Origin of the sequence: Pedobacter rhodius, from assembly GCF_027213645.1 — a bacterium.
In the GTDB taxonomy this organism is placed as follows: domain Bacteria; phylum Bacteroidota; class Bacteroidia; order Sphingobacteriales; family Sphingobacteriaceae; genus Pedobacter; species Pedobacter rhodius.
This window is the reverse complement of record NZ_JAPWGL010000002.1, coordinates 843,129-866,046: the sequence shown is the minus strand read 5'-3', so window position 1 is coordinate 866,046 and position 22,918 is coordinate 843,129. Positions and strand designations below refer to the sequence as shown.

General features: G+C 37.5%; 15 protein-coding genes. 7 read left to right on the top strand and 8 right to left on the bottom strand.

Annotation, left to right across the window (positions count from 1 at the left end; all coding sequences use genetic code 11):
* Positions 1-610: 610 nt before the first annotated feature.
* Entirely contained in the window at positions 611-4,060 is a 3,450-nt protein-coding gene (locus tag O0931_RS09000; RefSeq protein ID WP_269415229.1) for a PAS domain S-box protein, read from the top strand.
* 52 nt (positions 4,061-4,112) lie between these two features.
* On the opposite strand, the gene O0931_RS08995 is transcribed toward O0931_RS09000, so the two are convergent.
* From O0931_RS08995 to O0931_RS08960, 8 genes are all read right to left on the bottom strand, one after another.
* The gene (locus O0931_RS08995) at positions 4,113-4,307 is read right to left on the bottom strand and encodes a DUF3606 domain-containing protein (RefSeq protein ID WP_269415228.1); all 195 of its coding nucleotides are present in this window, start codon (positions 4,305-4,307) and stop codon (positions 4,113-4,115) included.
* 327 nt (positions 4,308-4,634) lie between these two features.
* Positions 4,635-5,624, bottom strand: a complete 990-nt coding sequence (gene mgrA, locus O0931_RS08990) for an L-glyceraldehyde 3-phosphate reductase (protein WP_269415227.1) — start codon at positions 5,622-5,624, stop codon at positions 4,635-4,637.
* A 147-nt stretch (positions 5,625-5,771) separates the two neighbouring features.
* Positions 5,772-6,398, bottom strand: coding sequence for a M23 family metallopeptidase (locus O0931_RS08985; protein WP_269415226.1), 627 nt, complete (start codon positions 6,396-6,398; stop codon positions 5,772-5,774).
* Positions 6,399-6,596: 198 nt separating this feature from the next.
* Entirely contained in the window at positions 6,597-8,408 is a 1,812-nt protein-coding gene (locus O0931_RS08980; protein WP_269415225.1) for an IucA/IucC family protein, read from the bottom strand.
* A gap of 33 nt (positions 8,409-8,441) precedes the next feature.
* Positions 8,442-9,800, bottom strand: a complete 1,359-nt coding sequence (locus O0931_RS08975) for a lysine N(6)-hydroxylase/L-ornithine N(5)-oxygenase family protein (protein WP_269415224.1) — start codon at positions 9,798-9,800, stop codon at positions 8,442-8,444.
* Positions 9,800-12,253 (bottom strand): GNAT family N-acetyltransferase, encoded by a 2,454-nt coding sequence (locus tag O0931_RS08970; RefSeq protein ID WP_269415223.1) that lies wholly within the window; start codon positions 12,251-12,253, stop codon positions 9,800-9,802. Before O0931_RS08970 ends, O0931_RS08975 begins: the two co-directional genes overlap by 1 nt.
* Complete coding sequence (locus O0931_RS08965) at positions 12,204-13,745, bottom strand: pyridoxal phosphate-dependent decarboxylase family protein (RefSeq protein ID WP_269415222.1); 1,542 nt, start codon at positions 13,743-13,745, stop codon at positions 12,204-12,206. The genes O0931_RS08970 and O0931_RS08965 overlap by 50 nt, the downstream gene beginning before the upstream one ends.
* 783 nt (positions 13,746-14,528) lie before the next feature.
* Entirely contained in the window at positions 14,529-15,749 is a 1,221-nt protein-coding gene (locus tag O0931_RS08960; RefSeq protein ID WP_269415221.1) for a metallophosphoesterase, read from the bottom strand.
* A 185-nt stretch (positions 15,750-15,934) separates the two neighbouring features.
* Here O0931_RS08960 and O0931_RS08955 point away from each other — a divergent pair, with 185 nt between their 5' ends.
* The 6 genes from O0931_RS08955 to cysD all read left to right on the top strand — a co-directional run bounded on the left by O0931_RS08955 (position 15,935) and on the right by cysD (position 22,885).
* On the top strand, positions 15,935-16,381 hold the full coding sequence (locus O0931_RS08955; RefSeq protein ID WP_269415220.1) for an RrF2 family transcriptional regulator: 447 nt from the start codon (positions 15,935-15,937) through the stop codon (positions 16,379-16,381).
* A 349-nt stretch (positions 16,382-16,730) separates the two neighbouring features.
* Entirely contained in the window at positions 16,731-18,821 is a 2,091-nt protein-coding gene (locus O0931_RS08950) for a HEPN domain-containing protein (protein WP_269415219.1), read from the top strand.
* A 73-nt stretch (positions 18,822-18,894) separates the two neighbouring features.
* Positions 18,895-19,665 carry a uroporphyrinogen-III C-methyltransferase gene (gene cobA, locus O0931_RS08945; protein ID WP_269415218.1) on the top strand — a complete coding sequence of 257 codons (771 nt, stop codon included), beginning with the start codon at positions 18,895-18,897 and terminating at the stop codon, positions 19,663-19,665.
* Complete coding sequence (locus O0931_RS08940) at positions 19,649-21,163, top strand: TSUP family transporter (RefSeq protein ID WP_269415217.1); 1,515 nt, start codon at positions 19,649-19,651, stop codon at positions 21,161-21,163. Before cobA ends, O0931_RS08940 begins: the two co-directional genes overlap by 17 nt.
* Positions 21,163-21,885 (top strand): phosphoadenylyl-sulfate reductase, encoded by a 723-nt coding sequence (locus O0931_RS08935; protein ID WP_269415216.1) that lies wholly within the window; start codon positions 21,163-21,165, stop codon positions 21,883-21,885. Before O0931_RS08940 ends, O0931_RS08935 begins: the two co-directional genes overlap by 1 nt.
* Before the next feature lie 94 nt (positions 21,886-21,979).
* A complete protein-coding gene (gene cysD, locus O0931_RS08930) occupies positions 21,980-22,885 on the top strand; it encodes a sulfate adenylyltransferase subunit CysD (protein ID WP_269415215.1) in 906 nt (301 codons plus the stop codon).
* Positions 22,886-22,918: the final 33 nt, after the last annotated feature.

Below are 22,918 nucleotides of genomic sequence, written 5' to 3'. Positions count from 1 at the left end.
TGATTGGCTGATTTCTTAATCCAATATTTTGTTTATAAACAAATTTTGAATCCATAATTATATCTTGAAAGTAATTTTGAAAGGATAAAATTCATTAGATTGGTAAAAACTTTTGATTGTTTTTTTTTGAAATCGGAGCAAAGTAAAATTCATTTTATTTGTAAGGGTTAATAACCATAATTCTTTAAAGTTATAACCGCATATACCTTAATGATTAATATTATATTTCAGTACTATTTAATCGCATATAGTCCTATTAAAGAAACAGGTTATATTTTGTACAATAATATAAAAAAGCATTCTAAATGCCAACCTATTTTACAGGTGAAATTAAATAAATAATATTTTTTTTTGACGAAACAATTTTCCAAATCATTTAAAAACAGGTGAATTGATATTTAATTTCCTTTTTTTTTGACGAAATGGTAATATTTTTTAATAAACAGGTAAAATAAAACTCACAATATATATTTTTAAATTTTAAACATATATCTTTAATTTCTTTTACTTCATTTTGGTATTATAATATCTGATGAAGCAAAGTATTAATCTACTAAACTTAAACGCTCTTCAAAGCTGAAACTTTGAATGTTAATTATCATTGAAAAATATGAGTATACCCTTATTTTCATTTAGTCAAAATCAATTAAACCGCCTGTTCCCATTTTATATAGTTATTAATAAGGATTTAATAATAGAATCTTGCGGAAGCAATTTCGAAAAATTAAACCTTAATTTAATTAATAAACCATTTTTTGAATGCTTTATAATTGACGAATCGAACAATAATTTAACAGACTTTACTTCACTTAAATCATACAATGGCCAATTATTAGATATTAAATCGATTGACAATACAAATCTATTATTCGATGGAGACTTTGAATTTCTGGATTCAACATCAACTTTTATTTTCGCGGGTATAGGTTCAAAAGATTTAGAAATCATAAATGCCGAAAAACAAATCTTAAGAAAACAGACCGATCAGCTTTTAATTTTATCTCAAATTGCTGAAGTTAATACCAATACGGTAATCATTACGGATAATTTAGATCGCATTACATGGGTTAATCAGAGTTTTACCACCATGACGGGTTATAGTTTCGATGAAGTACTTGGAAAAAAACCTGAACACCTGTTAAATGGTCCGAATACAAGTCGGGAAACTTTAGATTATTTAAATGATTGTGTTTCTAATGGCAGACCCTTTAACGCGGATATTTATAATTATTCAAAATCGGGAAACCCTTACTGGGCAAGAATTAAAGGACAGGCCATTCATAATCAAAGAGGTGAATTAACCGGCTTTTTTGCGCTCATAGAAGATATTACGAATGAAAAAGAAGCGCAGGAGCGCCTTAAAGAATCTGAAAATCGTTTCAGGACGGCACTGGAGAAAATAGGAAATGTTTGGGAACACGATTTTACAACAGGTAAAACTTTTTTCTCAAAAACAAATAACGAGTTTTGGGGATATAATGAGCACGAACTCGAACAAAGTGAATCTAATTGGTGGGACAGCGTGCATAAAGATGATTTTCATTTGCTTGTTACCAATTTTAAAAAATATAAGAGAGGAAGGATCGATACCCACAATGAAGAATACCGCATTATACATAAGAATAACGATATAAAATGGGTTTTAGACCGGGGCGTTGTAATTGAGAAAGATGAGAGAGGAAGACCGCTCCGTGTTATTGGTACACATACTGACATAACGCCAACGAAACGAACAGAGGAAGAATTAGAACAACGTGTTAAAGTTTTTAAATCTTTATCCGAAAATATACCCGGCGTTATTTATGAATATGAATACAGGGAAGACGGAACAGATGGATTAAGATACATTAGTCCCGCTATCGAGCGTGTTTTTGGAATGACGGCCGATGAATTCTGGAATCAGAAATATATTGCACCGAAAGATCAGGAAAGAATTAACCTGAAGCAAAAACATAGCAGAGATACGCTGGAGCCATTTTATGACGAGTCTGAAATTACCATTCCCGGATTAAGTACAAGATGGTATGCTGTACATTCTTCTTATTCTTATACGGATCAAAATAATTCAAAAGTTTTTTCCGGATTTATGGCAGACATCACAGAACGGAAAAGTATTGAAGAATCTTTAAGAATAAATGAAGAGAAATACAGAAGCATTTTAGCTAATATGAAGCTGGGCTTGCTTGAAGTGGATAATGATGATGTCATAACATATGCTAATAACAGTTTTTGTCATATGAGTGGTTACTCGATGCCTGAACTAATTGGTAAAAAATCTAAAGATTTATTTTATTTCGACAGAAAACCCGGTAATGATGCGGATAAGAAAAAACATCATGAAAGTGGTCTTGCAGATGCATATGAGGTAGAAACAAGGGATAAATCGGGAGATATAAAGTGGTGGCTGATTAGCGAAGGACCGCGCTACAACGACAAAGCAGAGTTAGTTGGTTCGATTGGTATTCATTTAGATATTACAGAACAGAAAAACCAGGAAACAGAACTGGTTGAAGCAAGAATTGAAGCTGAACAATCTGCGCATTCAAAAGAAATTTTCCTGGCGAATATGAGTCATGAGATAAGAACGCCAATGAATGCAATTATGAGTATGGCAAATCAGCTGGCTAAAACCAACCTCGAACCCCAGCAGGAATTTTACCTGGAAACCATTCATACCGCATCAAAAAGTTTATTAGTCATTATTAATGATGTGCTGGATTTATCGAAAATTGATGCCGGTAAGCTTAGTTTAGAAAATATTGGATTTAACCTTATCGATGTTTTGCAAAATGCAATGCAGGTTATTACACATAAGGGGGAAGAAAAAGGATTGGATTTGAACAATTTCTATTTTGATGGAAATATTGCACAGGTTTTAATCGGGGATCCTTATCGCTTAAATCAGGTATTACTTAATTTAATGACAAATGCTGTTAAATTTACAGAAAAGGGTTCAGTAGATTTAAATTGTCGTGTCATTGCTGATAAACCGAACTCGCAGGTTATTCATATTTCGGTAGTTGATACGGGAATAGGGATGGAGCGTGCTTTTGTAAAACATTTGTTCGATAAATTTAGTCAGGAACATGAATCGGTAAGCAGGAAATACGGAGGTACAGGCTTAGGCATGAGCATTTGCAAAGAACTTATTGAGCAAATGGGCGGAGAAATTTTCGTCGAAAGTAAAAAAGGTGTCGGCTCAACGATTTCTTTTGTTTTAGAATTACAGAAAGGTGCATCTGTAGATATGCCTGAAAAGGAGGAAACTGCATTTAGTGAAAATTTCCTGGTGGGTAAGAAAATTTTAGTTACGGATGATAACGATTTGAATCGTCTTGTAGCATCAATTTTACTTCTTGATTATGGGGCAACAGTAATGGTTGCAGAAAACGGTGAAACCGCTTTGGAAATGATTACAAAAGAAAATTTTGATGTGGTGCTCATGGATATTCAAATGCCGGTTATGAACGGCTTTGAAACAACCAAAAAACTAAGAAGTCTTGGGAATAACATTCCTATTATAGCTTTAACCGCATCTGCAATTAAAGGTGAGCGCGAAAAGTGTATAGATGCTGGTATGAATGATTACATTACCAAACCGATTAATGAAGAGGAATTTTTGAAAACAATCGATAAATGGATTGTGAATGACTCTAAAATACAATCTGATACTATTGAAATGGAACACCTGGTAGAAGAAAATGAAGCACTTTATGATTTGTCGGGTCTTCGGACAATTAGTAAAGGCAGAGAAGCATTTGTAAAGAAAATGGTCGATATATTTTGTGAGCAAACACCACTTACTGTTGAGGAAATGATTGATGCATATCATTCAGATGATTTGGTGCAAATGGGTGCGATTGCCCATAAATTAAAATCAAATATTGATAATTTGAGTATCGTTTCATTACAAAAAATTATCAGGGATATAGAAGCCAACGGAAAAGAGAAGATTAATGATTCTTCATTACCACATCAACTAAAGCAAGTTCAGACAACTATTTCAAATGTCGTTGAAAAACTCAGAAAAGAATTTCCTGAAGAAGATTTAAGCCTTTAAGAGTGCAAAATTTACATGAATAAGTTAATTCAGCCTATTCATGTAAATTTTTTTAAACTAAATTACTTTCTTTATTTATCAGGTAATTTTTAACGCTTTGTAGGGTTGTGCTTCTGCTCGCTCTGATAGCAGATTTTAAAGTCTCAATACTAACGCCTAATCTGGCTGCCCAGTAATTTCTTTCCTGTTCATCTGCTACTACAATAAACTCATCATTTGAATTTAATGTAACTTGTTGGTTCATCATAAAGTTTATAATTTATCTGTCATGATAAACATCAGTTCTGTTTATTTGGTTTGAATTTTTTTAAATAAATAATCTTTAAAATAATTTAATTTTTGAGGGCTGCTACACCTGGCTTCGATAATTAATCATAGAAAATCAGGTCTTATAAACAATTAAACCTAGCTTCATTAGCTGCTGATCCGATAGCGGTCGGATTATTTCGGCATTTCTCCCGGGCGTAAGCCCCTGAAATACCTTGCCTGCGGCAGGCAAAGTATTTCAGGGTGACGGCCTGTTTAATCTGAAAACCTAATTAAGCATCATAAAAAATAATCGAACTCCTCAGGTTTAAGCTAATATATCGTCAATTTTATTGAGCTCTTCGTTGGTAAAGCAGATGTTATCTAAAGCTTTAATTGAATCTGATATCTGTTCAGGTTTACTCGCACCGATCAGCACAGAAGTTACTCTTTCATCTTTTAGTAACCATGCAATTGCCATGTGTGCCAGTTTTTGATTTCTGGATTTTGCAACTTCATCTAACCTGGCTATTTTAGAAAGCTTTTCAGTAGTTAAACTCTTTTCGTTCAGGAAAACGCCACTTGTTGCTACTCTTGAATCTGCGGGAATGCCATGAAGGTATTTATCCGTAAGTAATCCTTGTGCCAGTGGTGAAAAGGGGATGCAGCCAACGCCGTTTTCTTTAAGTACATCCATTAATCCCTCTTCAACCCATCGTTCAAACATCGAATATTTAGGTTGATGGATTAAGCAGGGTGTTCCCATTTCTTTAAGTAATTTAAATGCTTTTTCTGCATCACTTGCCTGGTAATTTGATAGACCAACATATAAAGCCTTTCCTTGCTGAACAATTAGACTTAATGCAGCCATGGTTTCTTCCAAGGGTGTTTCCGGATCAGGTCGGTGGTGGTAAAAAATATCCACATAATCCAGCTTCATTCTTTTCAAACTCTGGTCCAAACTGGAAACCAGATACTTTTTCGAACCCCAATCCCCATATGGACCATCCCACATGGTATAACCGGCCTTTGAAGAAATAATCATTTCATCCCGATAACTTTTGAAATTTTCTCTTAAAATTTTACCAAGGGTTTCTTCAGCCGAACCCGGAGGCGGACCGTAATTGTTAGCTAAATCGAAATGTGTAATGCCACTGCCAAAGGCAGTTGCGATTAAGTTTTTACTGTTTTCATATACATTTACATGGCCGAAATTATGCCATAAACCTAGTGATAATGCAGGTAGTTTTAAACCGCTATTACCGCACCTGCGGTAAATCATCGATTCGTAGCGATTTGTTAAATCTATATTGCTCATTTGGATTTCCTAATTTTAAGACAGAGATAGTTTCTAATATAAATTCAAATTAAAGGAAATCTATCAATAATAAGCATGCTTATCTTACATATATAAAAGTATTGTTAACTTTAATGATTGATTCGCCAGAAAGTTGACAACGTTAATTTATTTTACATATTCTTTTATGAAAAGCTGAGGATTATAAAAACGTTCGTTAAGTTGATTTTTATTCATCGTCAACCAGCTGGCACAACCATAGTCATCAAATTTTTTGCGAATTTCCAGATGTAAGTGGTGGTAATCCCCGCCATATTTTTTGCTTTCTACTTTGGTAAATAAACGGGCAAGCTTAGTATTTTCATCCACTTGCTGACCATTTTTTACGTAAACTTCTTTCAGGTGTTTGTAGGTCGTAAACATAATTAACCCGCCCGGCAATTTATGTTTTACCACAACCGTACGCTGATTTTCGCTTAAATGAATGGAGCAAACAATTCCGTTCGCCATTGTATAAACATTGGTCAGCTTTGATTTAACTTGTACAGGATTAATATCGATTGCCGTGTGAATGTGGCCTTTAAGGTAGCTGTCTCTGTGATCGCCGAAAATACTGATGATTTTGATGTTGCTTATTTTTTTGCGATTAGGCACATCAAAGGGAAGAAACCACTTATCGGCTATTTCTGAAGGCATAACGTTGGTGTAATATGGTTTCCAACGATCGCGGTCATTTTCAATTGTTGGGGTTTCCAATAAAAGTGCAGATAAAAAAATAAATAATAGTGTTTTCATCTTTGATTTAAATTATAAAGCAAGATAACACAATTTACAAATATTAACTATTTTTTTAGTTTTATCCGGCGTTGTTAATTTTCATAGCCGGATTACCGGGAAGTTGACAACTATGCCTATGAAAGCGTTGTCAACTTTAATGGTTCGTTTACCAGAAAGTTGACAACGCTGTTAAAAAGTTAACTGCCCTACTAAATATTACACTAATACATTTTCATTTAGCGCAGCGGCCGCCGGATTAACTAAGGTACCAATAAGCTCTGGAACAGGTACATCCGTACTTTCACTATAACCATGCGTTAATAACCGAACCCTGTTGATGCATACCCTTGTAAACTCTGGCACGAACAAGTCGAATTTTTCGAATTTTGAACTAAGTTCCGGATTTTCTTGCTGAAAAGCTAAGATTACATCGGCTACCTGGCGCCAGAAAAGCTTCTCATCAAGTCCAACATAGCTGTGGAAAATATCGCTGAGGTATCTGAATACCGCATCAAATATGCCCGATAGAATGAATAATGGCGCTAACTCATCATTAATATCTCTTAAAACATGAACTAAATCATCAGGTAATTTTGTTTTTGATTCTTCTGTTAATACGATTTCCTCTACAAAATCTTTAATAATGATTCTTTCAGGTACACCATTTTTCATGACCAGAATGGTATTTTCCCCATGCGGACTGAAGAAAAAAGCGTGTTTATAAAAAATTCTTAATACAGGTTTCAGGTATGCGGCTAAGTAAGCGTTTAACCAGGTTTCTGCATCTAATCCCGATTTTTCAATTAATGCCTGCACCATGCTTTTGCCCTGGTCATCTACATACAGTAAACTGGCCATCGTCATGATGTTTTCATTTTCTGACAGATAATTTTCAGCACTTTCACGCCATATTGCACCTAAAAACTCCTGGTATTGATAGGGTGAACCAGGTATTTTATTGTATTGCGGATGTGTATAGGCAACTGTTGCCACTTCACCTAAAAGAACAACGCCGGTTCGTTTTAAATAGGCATCTCCCGCCAGCATGTCTTTTGCCCATTGGGTTACCCGTGGCGCAATGGCTAATTTTTTAGGCGACAGCCCTCTGAAAATTGATGTATTTAAAATAGAAATGGCCGTTTTTACATAATGCTTTTTAGGTTCGCTAATATTGAAAAAAGTACGGATGCTATTTTGGCACATGTATTCGTCCTGTCCAACTCCAACAGGAATTATTAAATTATGAGCAATGTCATGTGCAAGTTGTAATACAATTTTGTTGTTCCATTGCCATTCATGAACAGGGATGAACAGATAATCATCCGGCTTTAATTGTTGATTAATTAAAACCTGGTTAAAATCATGAACCTGTTTTAAACTTAACTCTTCATTATAAAATGAAAATGATGAAATGCCTTCGATACTTTTAAATGCTGCCCTGCTTCGGTGTACCGCTAACCAGGCCAGTTGTGTTTTTTGCGCCGCTTCCGGTGCATACTTACCCTGATCGGTATGGTTAAAACCGATTCTTCCTTTGTTTATCGTTGCCCATGGATGTCCGTCCATTTGATGCTCGATGGTTTGATAATCTGCATTGGCCAGTTCATCGGCAGTTAGCCGCCCTTTTTCATGGATATAAGCATCGGCATATAAAGTATTTAGTGTTTCTTCTACAAAGTGCGCAAGTGTAAATGGATTTATCCCAAAGCGTTTTTGCTGCTCGGTATAAAATGCGGGCGCATCATTTACCGGAACTGGTTCACCGTTCACAAATTTTTTGATGCTTTTTTTATCTAGATGGAGATAATCCAGCGCACGTTGCTGCCCGGAAAAAGTATAGTAAATGTTATCATCATCTGTAGCCAGCTGAAAATTAGCGATGCCTTCTTCATTCGTATCAATCAGCCTGGGTTCCGCCAATTTTTCGTGCATTAATTCAACAATGGATTTTGCGATATAATTTAGATTTACCTTATCCCAGATTTCTTTATTTAAAGGCTTTATTTGATTGAAATTATTATAATTCATCTTATTTGTTTTTAGGTTATAATTTTTTTGGATTTATAAATCCGGTTCAGTTATGTCTGCAGGTACCCGTAAATCTGTATTGGAATATGTTGGTGCCGGTTTTTCTTCTGTTACATTAAACTGCTGAAAAGCAATTCTTTTTTCTACCTGGTAAACCTCCCGACCTAAAACAGCATTTATTATAGATGCATTCCGGTAGGCACCCATCCCTAAATCGGGTGTTACAAAACCATGTGTATGTAATTCGGCATTTTGAACAAATATCTCATTGCCGTTCACGTCTATAGCGTAGTTGCGGTGTACCTGAAAAAGTTTGTCAGTATTACGCTGTATGCGTTCCTGAATGTTGGATATAAAGTCCGGTTCATTATATTTATAACCGGTAGCCAGTAGTACAAAATCCGTATCAACTGTAAAATCCTTTTCACTTTCGGTATGGAAAAAATCGAGCTGATATTGTCCGTTTGCTTTTACAATTAAATTTTTAAGCTGGCAATTGGGCATCAGCGCTGCATTAACTTCTTCATCATCAACACTTAATTCGTAGAGCTTGTCAAAAATCTGATTGATTAATTCGAAATTAATGCCTTTGAACAAGGCGTTTTGCTTGCTTAATAATTCCTTTCGCTTGCTATCACTTAATTTGTAAAAATGATCTACATACTCAGGAGATGTCAGTTCTAACGTTAATTTTGAATACTCCATCGGGAAAAAACGATCGGGCCGGGTAAACCAGTTCAGTTTCAAACCATTCTCTGTTTCAGGTAAGAGGTCATAAAAAATTTCGGCAGCGCTTTGGCCGGAACCAATTATGCTTATCGTTTTTTGTTTAAGTAAAGTAGGCTTAAACTTTAAATATTCAGAAGAATGTATCGCATTTTGATGAAGCGCAGGATTAATAAAGCCTGGTACTTTTGGTACGGTGCCTGTTCCGAGAACCAGCTTTTTAGTGAAAACAGTTTCGGTTGCTCCCGTAAGTTGTTCGACCAGTTTAACCTGGTAAGTACCCTTATCGTAACGGATTGCTGTTACCTTTTGTCCGAATTTGCAATTTTTTAATTGCTTGATTACCCATTTGCAATAGGCATTATATTCTTTGCGTAAGATGAAAAAATCTTCTCTGATGTAGAATTTATAAAGGCGATCGGTTTGTTTTAAGTAATTTAAAAAACTGTAAGGGCTGGTTGGGTCGGCCATAGTAACCAAATCGGCCATAAAGGGTACCTGAAGGGTCGCGTCACTTAGCATCATTCCTGGATGCCAGTTAAATTCACCTGCCTGATCCAGAAACAGTGTTGATAAACCTTCAATTGGCTGACATAAGGCTGCTAAACCCAAATTAAAAGGACCTATGCCTATGCCAATAATATCATATATTTTTTGATTTTCCATTAAGCTTCCTCCGCTTCAAATTGTGCTGATTTTTCCATGGCATAAGCTTTCGCTTCAGGGAATTTTTCCCAATACCAGTCCCTGTAGCAAAAAGTTAGCGTTGCCGTTTTGTGTGGCATTTCAATTACTTTTTGATAGCGGTAACCCAAACGTGTACCAAACATGTGCATGGCCCTGCTTTCTACCGCTGCCTCACCGATACATTTTCCGACAATTGAATTTTCAAAAACAAAATCCAGCATGGCCTGTCCGGTAGGAAAACTGAATTTTTTATCTTTGTCTGTAGGTGCAATTAACAGGTGTGAACCATAGTCGCTGGGCAGCGAATCATAGCATGCACCTACGCCATCCCGCATAGGCCAGTAAGGTTCGATGGTAAAAGTAGGTTCGCCATTGATTTCGCCAATAAAACTTTGTGAGGCATCACCCGGAATTAAAGTGCGGTAGAAGAGTTCCAGATTTTTAATCGGGCCATCCATTTTCCAGATGGGTTTGGCATGTTCCTGGTTAAACCAATCGTGTACCATTTCCAAATCACGATCGATATCAAATGAACGGATGTTAATGGTAATGTTTTCTTTAGGGAAAAACCTGGTGTACAAAACTTCAAGGCTTTGTGGTTGGATTAGCTTTTCGCAGAAGAAGAATTTTGTCAACGGATTCGGAAACTCGCGGTAAATGGCCGGGTTATCAATAGGGGCACTCGCTTCATCAATATTACAAAGGTTGGTAAGCAGGTTACCTTTTACTTCCCAGCTGCGGCGATTAATAATGTAATCAACCAAGCCTGTAGTATCGCTATTCTCGAATTGCTTAAACTCCCGGTAAACCAAATCAATTAAGGTTTTCTCATCTGCCAGGCCATTACTGGCCAAAGCATTAACAACACCTAATATGTTGTTAATCATTAAATAATAAGTAAGTTTTGGCAGCACATATGCATTTGGCACTAAAGACCCGCTTTCTGCAGCAATACCCGGGTAGAATTTTTTGAGTTCTTCTGCTTTATCATCACTAAAGAAATAGCCCTGATTATCCCTGAAATAGAGTTTAGCCGGGAAATAATCTTTATCAAGTTCCAGCAGCACATTTTGTTGATGAAACTCAAAAGCCATCCCAAAATTGTTGTAGAGCCCGATAATTGGGGTTACGCAAAGATGCAGGTATTGTTTAAACCAATTTACGGCGGTAAATGAAACCGTTTTATTTTTACTGATTGCCGCTTCTTCAATTACATTTACCAGCCTTGGCTTTTGTCCCGGTAAGCCATCCTGGCAAAGGGCGGCCAGTAAGGTTACATTTTTTGTGGCTTCTTCCTCTTTAAAAGGATTATGCCTTATGCTGATGTTAAAACCATCAATGGTTTCGCCATTGTAATTTACAGTGATAAAGGCCGGATCAGTAATAAACTCAATTTCAGGAAATTCGCTTTTAGCCGCCCTGCCGTATTCTGTTTTCAAAAGCTTGCTGATGTCATAACCGCGATGAAGTTCTCTTACCAGGTTAACCCTTTCCGAATTGGTTATTTTTACATGCAGTGAAAACTTAAGCATCCAGTCGCTAAGTGAATTGTAAACTGTTCTTACCGAAGATGTTGGCGTATAAAATTGTCCAAATTCACCTAAATAGAAAAGTAAGCCTTCGTCCTGCATGGCTTTCACGGTGCTTAAACCGAGCAGGTAATTGGCTTCCCATGGATGCATGGGTACGACTTTATGATTTGGAAATTTATCTAATACCGCAATAATTTCCGGATTTGCCACATCTGAAAGTTCAATTTTAAAAAGTTCTGTCATATCGAAACCTTCAGCATTTTTTTCAAAGACGTTGTCTTTTGAAATCAGAAAATAGCCAAGTTGGAAACGGCCTTGTGTTTCGGGCGAATATTTAAAAAGTTCTTCCTGATTATTGAAACCAGCTCGCCCTTTAGGTAGGGGATGTGCATTATGACCTAAAAATAAAGATTGTTCTGCTTCAATAAAATTCATTTTGGCAAGGTTTATGGGTTTGCCATTTTGTTGAAAGTAGGATAGGAAGTGCTCCAGGTTTTCGATACTATTGGTGAGGCGTTGCTTTACCAGGCTGATATCGGCATCAGGAAATTCGGAAAGGCTAAACTGAACAGCAAGTTCCATAAAACGGTAAATACTAACTGGATTTATGGCATCTGTATTCGTGTTTCGTTCTACAACAGGGAAGTTAAACACGTGCCTTCCGCTGTCTGCATAAAATTTAAGCGGTGCATATACTTCAAAACCGATGTCAGTAAAATCAAACCGGATGTGCATCCGATCGGTTGTGGTGGTAAAATAGCCGGCTAAAGGCGCATCATATTTTGGTATGCCTACGTAACGGCTCCAATTGCCGAATTCTCTGCAATAACTGTTAAGAAGGGCATTAAAATTAGTTTCTTCTGAAATCTGCTGAAGCCTGGTTGAGTGTAACGTATTCATTTCCATGTTTTTTGATGATTTTAATAATGTTTTCAATATCGTTTATGGTCGTAATTGGATTAAGCAGCGTAAACTTGAGGTAAAACTGCTGGTTAATTTTAGTGCCGGCAATTAAAGCCTTTCCTTCATTAAACATTGTTTTTTTGATGTATTGATTCATTGCGCAAACGTCTAACCTCGCATTTTTCGGGTGGTATCGAAAAACTAATGCACTGATATCTGATTCATTCATCAATTCAAAATCGCCGTCGAGCCGTAATAAATCTGCAATCTTTGCGGCAGTTTCGATAATGGTATCGAAATAGCTGCCTAATTTTTCGCGGCCCATCATTCTTAATGTGAACCAGAGTTTTAGGGCATCAAACCTGCGGGTGGTTTGTATCGATTTATTGACCTGATTTGGTAACCCGTCTTCATCATGGTCTTTAGGGTTTAAATAATCTGCGTGGTGTGTAATGAGGTTAAAAAAGTTTTTATCACGCACCAGAAAACCGCTGCTGCTCACCGGCTGAAAAAAAGATTTATGGTAATCTACGGTAACAGAATGAGCCAGTTCAATTCCCTGTAGTAAATTCCTGTATTTATCGGTAAGCAACAAACCGCAACCGTAGGCCGCATCGATATGAAACCAGGTTTTGTATTTTTTACTGATTGCAGCAATTTCTCTCAAAGGATCAACGTTTCCAAAATCCGTCGTACCGGCGGTACCTACAATCGCTATTGGAATATTGCCTTGACTTAGCGCTCTCTTAATGGCGTCTTCCAATAGAACGATATTCATCCTGAAGCTGCGATCGGTTTTAATTTTTATTACCGATTTTTCACCCAGACCTAATAAAGAAGCATTTTTCTGAATACTGAAATGTGCTTTCTCTGAAACAAAAATTCTGAAACGCGAAGCTTCCTGAGGCAGCCCGTTTACTTTAATGTTGTGGTTTAATACCGTAATTGCATAATGGTCTCTGGCCAATAACAGCCCCATTAAATTGCTTTGTGTGCCGCCGCTTGTAAAAATACCATCGGCCGTTTTGCTGTAACCGATTTGGTCGCAGGTCCATTCAACCAACTTTTTTTCAATCAATGTTCCGCCTGCACTCTGATCCCAGGTATCTATGGATGAGTTTATGGCTGAAATCATAACTTCGGCAGCAACTGCAGGAATAACAACCGGACAGTTTAAATGTGCGATGTATGCAGGATGATGAAATGCCACAGCATGGTTGGTATAAAGCTGTTCTACTTCGTTAAGAAGGGCATCATAATTATCATGTGTTTTTTCAAAGTCAATTGCATCAAATAAAGATTTCAGATTTGCGGGTGATATGCCGCTAAATGGTTGTTTATTGTTGTTTAAAAATTTTTTTACAGACTGGGTAACCTTCCCCACCGCATGTAAATATTCATTCTCATTTTCGTGATGAAAGATTTCTTTTGTCGGATTTCCCGTCAGGAAATCTATAAACGCCGGTTCTTCTAAGGTTGATGTTAACATTTGCTTTCAATTTTCAATGGGTTTATAATAGAGGTTATAAAATAATGGGCTCACATTATTTTAATGGCTAATCAGATAGCTCCGTATTCATAATTAGCATTTATCATCTAGACAAAATTATATTTTTATTTAGATTGAATAAAAATAATATTTAATTTATTTTGTAAATATTTGATAATTAGAAAATTATATTTAAATTTTATATGATTTTTTTTGCCTAAATCGAACTTTGCTTTATTTTTATTTAACTAAAGGCATGAATGGTCTATAAATTGAAGCACAGGAATAAATACGGATGCTCATGGTTATTGCAGGATGTAACACTTGCAAGTCTGTCAAAACTGGCTGGCCATATTGGTTAACAGAAAAGTATTCGGATTAGTCGACTCCCTGGTTCGTGGCTCAGCAACCAATTATTCTTTATTGTCTATGTGGACGCAGTCCAAGGGGGTAAGCATTGTCAACTTTAGTATAATGAATTTGCAGGGTAAAGCGACTCCCTGGTTGGTGGCTCAGCAACCAATAATTCTTCATGGTCTGTGCGGACGCAGACCATGGGGGTTAGCGTTGTTAACTTTGTTATAGCGAATTTGCAGTAAAGTTGACAACGCTATTTGATGATTCGATGCTTGGTTGGTGGTTTAGCAACCAATAATTCTTCATGGTAGACTCCTTGGTTGGTGGCTCACCAACCAATAATTCTGCATGTCTGTGCGGACGCAGACCATGGGGGTTAGCGTTGTCAACTTTTTTATAGCGAATTTGCCGGTAAAGTTGAAAATGTTATTTCCGCTTTAATTCAATCACGGTAATCTCCGGCCAGATACCAATCCGGCCTGAAAAGCCCAGAAAGCCAAAGCCGCGGTTTACATTTAGATAACGTCCATTTTCGGTTTTGATACCAGCCCAATGTTTATAACGATATTTTACCGGACTCCATTTCAGGCCAAAGGCTTCAATGCCAAATTGCATCCCATGCGTGTGGCCGGCTAATGATAATTGGATTTTTGATGGATAATTTTTTACCCGGGCATCCCAGTGTGAAGGATCGTGTGATAACAGGATTTTAAAATCACCGGCGGCAGTATTTTGCAGCGCTTTATCTAGATCGCCACGTTCGCCAAAACCGATGCCCCAGTTTTCTATCCCGGCAAGTATAATTTTTTCGCCTCCTTTTACCAACTCAACATGTTCATCCAGTAGTAATCTGAACCCTAATTTTTTATGGTAATCTTTTAATTGCTGAAGATTTTGGGCTTTTGCCGGTTCAGAAGGCCATTTCACATAGTCGCCATAATCATGGTTACCTAACACGGAAAATTGGCCAAAAGGTGCTTTAATCTGAGAAAAATGGCCGATATAAGGAATAATTTCTGAAGACGCGTTATTAACTAAATCGCCTGTAAAGACAAATAAATCGCTCTTTTGAGCGTTAATCATATCGATTCCTTTTTGCACGGCCTTCGGATTGGTAAAACTTCCGGCATGAACATCTGAAATTTGTGTAAGTGTAAAACCATCAAAATTTTCCGGTAAGTCTTCAAAATACAAAGTATGTTTTATAACCCGGTAAGCATATTTTCCCTGCGTAATTCCGTAGGCAAATAATGCTATAGTAACACAGAACATAACAAATGCAAAATCTACCCAATAATTACTTCTGGCAACCCAATGAAAACCTTCCGGCTGGAAAACGGAATTAAGTGCCAATACAAGGCGATAAAGATCTCCAAATAGTAAGAAAATTGCAAAAACGGTTTCTGCAGCAAATACGATTAGAAAAGTATGGCTAACAATTTGAAAAAAACGGTTCATACCCTGTATACGCATTTGCTGTATGGCATAAAAAAGTGCAAAAGTAAGTCCTACAATAAAAATCCAGAAAACCGGATTCAGGTAAGCTGAACCATTTAATGTTTGTAAACCTGATAATACGTAAGCGTTTAGTGCAAAAAATAATAAGGTAATTATAAGAATCGGTAATAAACTGAGTTTCCGTTTCATTTAATATGGGTTTAAAAATTAAGTAAAAGTAATTTTTAAACCCATATTAAAATATTTAGGGATTGTAGTTTGCATTTTTTTACGATTATTTGATGAATAACAATTGTTCGCGATTTGTTTGATAAGTTATTCGCCAAAACAAACCTATTTTATATCTTACATTCTTTTATTAGCTTTGTAGAAATATGCTATCCAAAAAAACCAAATACGCCATTAAGGCACTCGTTGCACTTGGTAAAAATATAGAAAAGCCACCTATGCAAATCTCAAAGATTGCGGAGGAGGAGCATATTCCCAAGAAATTCCTGGAGCAAATTCTTTTAGATTTACGCAATGCCGGCTTTTTATATAGTAAGAAAGGTGCAGGAGGTGGCTATAGTCTGAATAAAAAACCTGAGGAAATTTTACTTGTTCAGGTCATGCGTGTTACCGACGGACCGATTGCGATGGTGCCTTGCGCAAGTTTAAACTTTTACCACAAATGTGATGAATGTGTTGATGAGAAAACTTGTGGCATCAGAAGTGCATTTATTGATGTGAGAGACGCAACACTTAAAGTTTTAAGTGAAACCAGTATTGCTGATGTTATCGGCAGAGAAGATACTTTGAAACTGGGTATCGATAATCTTTAGGAAAAATCAATTTTTTTATTTTATGGCAGGTCGTTACCCTAATCCGGTAGTTATCGGATTTTCAGAGTCTCTGAGGAAGATGTAGTAATAAGCCTATCCTGACAACCATCCGGATTCCTGTCAAAGTCATTAAACAATCTTTTTTAAGAAAAATTACGACTATTCCTATATACTTTATATATTTGGCAGATGAACTTTAATTTTATACATAGCCAAACCGGTATCCTGATGACTTATTATTGTTGTAAAACAAAGTAGATGAGGGTATTTGAATAATTTATAGGTATAAAATATTGGATGCTTCTCGGTAAAAGAGAGGCATTTTTTGAATAAAAGCTAACAACACAACATGCAAAGTTTCAGAACAGAACTCGAAAACAATATTGTCGAGCAAGACATTATCGATTTAGAGCATAAAATTAAAGCTTTTCGCGATGGCACCATTCACGACGAGAAATTTAGAAGTTTACGCCTGGCCCGCGGTGTTTACGGACAAAGACAGCCCGGCGTACAGATGATACGCATTAAGTTGCCGTTTGGAAAGGTAACTTTTAAACAATTATTGCGTATAGCCGATATCGCCGATGAATATGGAAGCGGCAATTTGCACTTAACCACCCGCCAGGATATTCAGTTGCATTATGTGAGTTTAGATAGAACGCCGGAGCTTTGGGCAAAACTGGAGCAAGATGATATTACCCTTCGCGAGGCTTGTGGAAATACGGTTCGTAATGTAACCGCATCACCGAATTCGGGAATTGATAAGGATGAACCTTTTGATGTTTCCCCTTACGCGCATGCGGTTTTTAAATACTTTTTGCGTAACCCGATTTGCCAGGAAATGGGCAGAAAGATTAAAATTTCTTTCTCCTCAAGCGATAAGGATACAGCTTTTAGTTATATTCATGATTTAGGTTTCATTCCAAAAATTAACGAGAATGGCGAACTTGGTTTTAAGGTTCTATTTGCAGGTGGTTTAGGTGCACAGCCCTTTTTAGCAAGCCCTGTTCATGAATTTTTGCCTGAAGATCAACTCATTCCATTTACCGAATCTGTGTTGCGTGTTTTCGACCGCTATGGCGAACGTACCAACAGAAATAAGGCCCGTTTAAAATATTTGGTTCAAAAACTGGGCTTGGAAGAAGTTTTACGCTTGGTTGCCGAAGAACGCATCGCCAACAAGGTAAAAACTTTTGTAATTGATAGAGATGCCGTTCCTCAACCCGCTTTACCCGCGGAGCAAAATTATGCTGCAGTTGAAATTCTGAATGAAACGCATTATAAACATTGGTCGGCAACGAATGTTGTAGAACAAAAACAAGCTGGTTTTTATTCCGTTTATGTGAAAGTTCAGGTTGGTGACATCAAAACAGATAAGGCCCGGGCTTTTGTCGAAGCCATTAAACCTTATGTTGCAGACGAAATCAGGATTACACAAAATCAGGGTTTGCTTTTAAAGTTTGTTCGTCAGGAGGCATTGCCATCATTATATGCAGCATTGAACAAAATCGGTTTTACGACTGCCGGTTTCGATAGTTTAGCGGATATTACCACTTGCCCCGGAACAGATACCTGTAACCTGGGGATTTCCAATTCAATGACCTTAGCCGAAGTGCTGGAAGATGTGATTTACACCGATTTCCCTGAGTTTATTTATGAAAAAAACATCAAGATAAAAATCAGTGGCTGCATGAATTCTTGCGGTCAGCATGGTTTAGCGGAAATTGGCTTTCATGGCAGCTCGGTAAAAGCGGAGGGAAAAGTTGTTCCGGCAGTTCAGGTTATGCTTGGCGGCGGAACAGTTGGAAATGGTGTTGGTCGTGTGGCCGAACGTGTGATTAAAGTGCCATCGAAAAGAGCAACCAGCGTTTTGCATTTTATCTTAAACGATTTTAAAGCAAATAACGAAGCGAATGAAAATTTCCACCAGTACTACGATAGAAAAGGTAAAGACCACTTTTATCAACTGTTAAAACCATTGGCCGATTTAACCAATCTTCAGCAGGAAGAATTTGTGGATTGGGGTCACGTGGAGCAATTTGCCACGGCGATTGGTGTAGGTGAATGTGCAGGCGTCGTAATTGATTTGGTTGCTACCTTGCTATTAGAGGCCGATGAAAAATTCGGTTGGGCGAAACAAAATTTAGATAAAGGCGCCTACGCTGATGCGATTTACCATACCTACAGCACTTTTGTCAGCGCTGCAAAATCATTGCTTTTAGATAAGGGTGTAAATAGTAGTACACAGGTTGGCGTGATCCGGGAATTTGATAACCACTACGTGGAAACCGGCGAATTTAATTTATCGACTAACTTTTCAGATTTGGTTTTACAAATCAATAAAAATGAGCCAACAGCAGATTTTGCTGAAAGCTATTTTAACCAAGCTAAGGAGTTTTTAACCCAAATTAAAGAAAAGAGAGCTATAGCAGTTAAATGAGAATTGAGACCGTTCAAACGCTAAATGCTTTGCGTAAAACGGTTTAATCATTTAGGCATAAAATTTTAAAAACATGGTTAATCAAAATAAAGAATCGAAAATTACCCTTTTAGGTGCTGGTCCCGGCGACCCTGACCTATTAACCCTAAAAGGCGTTAAGGCTTTGCAGGCTGCAGATGTGGTTTTGTACGATGCGTTAACAAATGAGGCACTATTAGAACATGCACCAGCTGATGCCATAAAAGTTTATGTTGGGAAACGTTCGGGCGAACATTCTTATCCGCAGGAAACGATCAATAAGTTAATGATTGATTATGCTTTAAATTATGGTCATGTGGTTCGTTTAAAAGGTGGCGACCCTTTTGTTTTTGGCAGAGGTTATGAAGAGTTGGATTATGCTGCATCTTATAGCATCCCGGTTGATGTAATTCCTGGCATTTCGAGCTCGATTGGCGTTCCGGGCTTACAACAAATTCCGGTTACACACCGCGGATTAAGTGAAAGCTTCTGGGTAATTACGGGTACGACAACTTCAGGCGAAGTTTCAAACGATATTTATCAGGCTGCAACATCAAACGCTACGGTTTTGGTATTAATGGGCCTGAAAAAACTATCAAAAATTGTTGAAATCTTTAAGGCAGCAGGCAGGCAAAGTCTTCCGGCTGCAGTAGTTCAAAACGGTTCGTCCGAAGATGAGAAATTAGTGGTGGGCGTGGTCGAAACCATCGAAGGCCTGGTTAAGGAAGAAAATATTAAAGCACCTGCACTCTTAATTTTTGGTGAAGTCGTTTCCTTACATCCTTCATTTAAAAACTTAGTAAAACAGTATGCAAGTATTGCCTAACCAACGTGATGATGCAGCGGCTTTCTCTGAAGAGGAGCAAGGGAATCAGCTATTTCCGGTTTTTATAAAGCTGAATAAGTTGCGTACATTATTAATTGGTGCAGGAAATATTGGTCTGGAAAAATTAACAGCGATTGTAAATAACAGTCAACAGGCTAAAATTACCATTGTTGCTGAAGTTGTATCATCCGAGGTTTATGCGCTTATTGCAAATTATCCGCAAATAAAAGTAAAACAGAAAAGCTTTGATGTTTCGGATTTAGAAAATATCGACATCGTTTTCGCGGCAACAAACAATAAAATTTTAAACGAAGAGATCAGGGTAGTTACACATGAAAAAGGTTTGCTGATTAATGTCGCTGATAAACCGGATTTGTGCGATTTCTATTTAGGTTCTATCGTTCAGAAAGGCGATTTAAAAATTGCGATTTCTACCAATGGCAAATCGCCAACAATTGCAAAGCGTTTAAAGCAGATTTTGAATGAGGGGATTCCTGCAGAGCTGGATGAAACTTTACAAAATATGAATGCATTGCGCCAAACGCTAAATGGCGATTTTTCGGCAAAGGTCAAAAAGCTGAACAAGGTTACCCAAAGTTTAATCAATCCTAAAAAGAGATTTCCGGAGCGTTACATAAAATGGTTAATTTGGGTAGCGGCTATTTTATTAATTGGTTCAATTGGATTTACCCTTTGGAATACGGAACCTGAATTTCAATCTTTCTTAATCAACATCGACCCGCTATTTTACTGGTTTTTAGGTGCGGGATTTTTATTTGCATTGATAGATGGAGCCATCGGAATGTCGTACGGCGTAACAACCGCATCCTTTTCATTGGCCATGGGTTTGCCGCCAGCCTCAGCAAGTATGGCCATTCACATTTCTGAAGTGATGAGTAATGGAATTGCCGGTTGGATGCATTATCGAATGGGTAATGTGAATTGGAAATTGTTCAGGATTTTAATTATTCCGGCAATCGTAGGAGCCGTTATGGGTGCTTATATATTATCTTCACTGGAGCATTACAGTTCTTATGTTAAGCCTATTGTTGGCGTTTACACTTTAATTTTAGGGGCTATTATTTTGATGAAAGCTTTTAATATTAAAAGGAAAAAAGCCGATCAAAAAATTAAAAAAATTGGATTACTTGGTTTTTTCGGTGGTTTTATCGATGCTGCTTTTGGTGGTGGCTGGGGTTCGATCGTATTGTCGACTTTAATCGCTGGCGGCCGGCATCCGTTATTTTCTTTGGGAACGGTAAAAATCAGTAGATTTTTCATCGCTACCTTGAGTTCCCTGACATTTTTTACCATGTTAGGCGGCAAACACTGGGAAGCAGTTGTTGGCTTGATTATCGGTAGTGCCATTGCATCGCCAATTGCGGCAAGGGTTTCTAACAAAATTTCTGCAAAAACCATTATGGTAGCTGTGGGGATAATTGTAATGCTGGTAAGTTTGCGTAGTGTTATTCTTTTTATCTTAAAATTGATTTGGTGATGGAAGTAGAGCAATTAAAAACAGCACTTTCAGGGTTGAATACAATAGAAAGATTGAACCATCTGGCAGATAAATATGCCGGCAGAATTATCTTTTCAACCAGTTTTGGCTGGGAAGACCAGGCCATTACACATTTGATTTTTAGCAATAACATTCCGATTAAAGTTTTTACCCTTGAAACCGGACGATTATTTCCTGAAACCTATTATGTGTGGAACCGTACTTTAGAAGTGTATAACCAACCCATCCATGCTTATTATCCGCAGAATGAATTGTTGCAGGATATGGTTAATACTAAAGGGCCGAACAGTTTTTACGAATCAGTAGAAAATAGAAAAGAATGCTGTTATATCCGTAAAATCGAACCTTTAAAAAGAGCGTTAAAAGGCAATGAAGTTTGGGTAACAGGTATCAGGGCAGAGCAGAGCCCGAACCGGGAAGATATGCACGATTTGGAATGGGATGAAAGCAATCAACTGCTAAAATTTCACCCTATTTTCAATTGGACTTTAGAAGACGTGAAAACCTATATCAGGGAAAATAACATCGTATACAATACTTTACACGATAAAGGTTTTCCGAGTATCGGCTGCGCACCGTGTACGAGAGCAGTACAACCCGGCGAAGATTTCAGAGCCGGAAGATGGTGGTGGGAAGACCAAAGTAAAAAAGAATGTGGCTTGCATAATACAGCAGAAGAAGTTGTCGCAGATAATGAATAAGATAAAAAATACGTTTGTCGTTTTTCGTCTGTCGTTTTTAAGTTATGCTTCTAAGAACGAACAACGAGTAACGAACAACGAATAACGATAAAAAATGAGTACATATAATTTTGATTACTTAGATGAACTGGAGGCCGAAGCCATTCATATATTACGTGAGGTTGCGGGGCAATTTGAGAAACCTGCTTTATTGTTTTCTGGCGGAAAAGATTCCATTACGTTAGTTCGTTTAGCAGAAAAAGCTTTCCGTCCGGGGAAATTTCCTTTTCCTTTGGTGCACATTGATACCGGCCATAACTTTCAGGAAACAATAGATTACCGCGATAAAATGATCAAAAGAATTGGCGAAAAATTAATTGTTGGTTCAGTTCAGGAATCTATCGACCAGGGTAAAGTGGTGGAACAAAAAGGTAAAAATGCCAGCAGAAACGCATTACAAACGGTTACTTTATTAGATACGATTGCGAAATACGAATTCGATGCCTGCATTGGCGGTGCCCGCAGGGATGAGGAGAAAGCCAGGGCAAAGGAACGCATTTTCTCTGTTCGAGATGAATTCGGGCAGTGGGATCCAAAACGGCAGCGTCCTGAACTCTGGAACATTTATAACGGCAAAATTCACAAGGGTGAGAACGTGCGGATTTTCCCAATCAGCAACTGGACGGAACTTGATGTTTGGAATTATATCCGCAGGGAAAACATTGAATTGCCAAGTATTTATTTTGCACACGAACGCGAAGTAATTACCAGAAATGGACAGTTAATGGCTGCATCACCATTTTTAAATATGGATGATGAAGATGTGGTATTCCGCAAACAAGTTCGTTTCCGTACCGTCGGCGATATGTCTTGTACCGCTGCAGTAGAATCTGAGGCCACTTTAATCGATGACATTATTTCTGAAATCAGCGAATCAAAAATTTCGGAACGAGGTGCCCGTATGGATGATAAAGTATCGGAGGCTGCAATGGAAGACCGGAAAAAAGGGGGGTATTTTTAAGGGGTTGATTAGTATCAAGTAGCGAGTATCAAG

Excerpts from the sequence above, each read along its gene's own strand:
- O0931_RS08970 (WP_269415223.1), bottom strand. The coding sequence starts at position 12,253 with ATGAATACGTTACACTCAACCAGGCTTCAGCAGATTTCAGAAGAAACT.
- O0931_RS08960 (WP_269415221.1), bottom strand. The coding sequence starts at position 15,749 with ATGAAACGGAAACTCAGTTTATTACCGATTCTTATAATTACCTTATTA.
- O0931_RS08940 (WP_269415217.1), top strand. The coding sequence starts at position 19,649 with ATGCAAGTATTGCCTAACCAACGTGATGATGCAGCGGCTTTCTCTGAA.
- cysD (WP_269415215.1), top strand. The coding sequence starts at position 21,980 with ATGAGTACATATAATTTTGATTACTTAGATGAACTGGAGGCCGAAGCC.
- O0931_RS08975 (WP_269415224.1), bottom strand. The coding sequence starts at position 9,800 with ATGGAAAATCAAAAAATATATGATATTATTGGCATAGGCATAGGTCCT.
- O0931_RS08950 (WP_269415219.1), top strand. The coding sequence starts at position 16,731 with ATGCAAAGTTTCAGAACAGAACTCGAAAACAATATTGTCGAGCAAGAC.
- mgrA (WP_269415227.1), bottom strand. The coding sequence starts at position 5,624 with ATGAGCAATATAGATTTAACAAATCGCTACGAATCGATGATTTACCGC.
- O0931_RS08965 (WP_269415222.1), bottom strand. The coding sequence starts at position 13,745 with ATGTTAACATCAACCTTAGAAGAACCGGCGTTTATAGATTTCCTGACG.
- cobA (WP_269415218.1), top strand. The coding sequence starts at position 18,895 with ATGGTTAATCAAAATAAAGAATCGAAAATTACCCTTTTAGGTGCTGGT.
- O0931_RS08980 (WP_269415225.1), bottom strand. The coding sequence starts at position 8,408 with ATGAATTATAATAATTTCAATCAAATAAAGCCTTTAAATAAAGAAATC.
- O0931_RS08995 (WP_269415228.1), bottom strand. The coding sequence starts at position 4,307 with ATGATGAACCAACAAGTTACATTAAATTCAAATGATGAGTTTATTGTA.
- O0931_RS08985 (WP_269415226.1), bottom strand. The coding sequence starts at position 6,398 with ATGAAAACACTATTATTTATTTTTTTATCTGCACTTTTATTGGAAACC.
- O0931_RS08935 (WP_269415216.1), top strand. The coding sequence starts at position 21,163 with ATGGAAGTAGAGCAATTAAAAACAGCACTTTCAGGGTTGAATACAATA.
- O0931_RS08955 (WP_269415220.1), top strand. The coding sequence starts at position 15,935 with ATGCTATCCAAAAAAACCAAATACGCCATTAAGGCACTCGTTGCACTT.
- O0931_RS09000 (WP_269415229.1), top strand. The coding sequence starts at position 611 with ATGAGTATACCCTTATTTTCATTTAGTCAAAATCAATTAAACCGCCTG.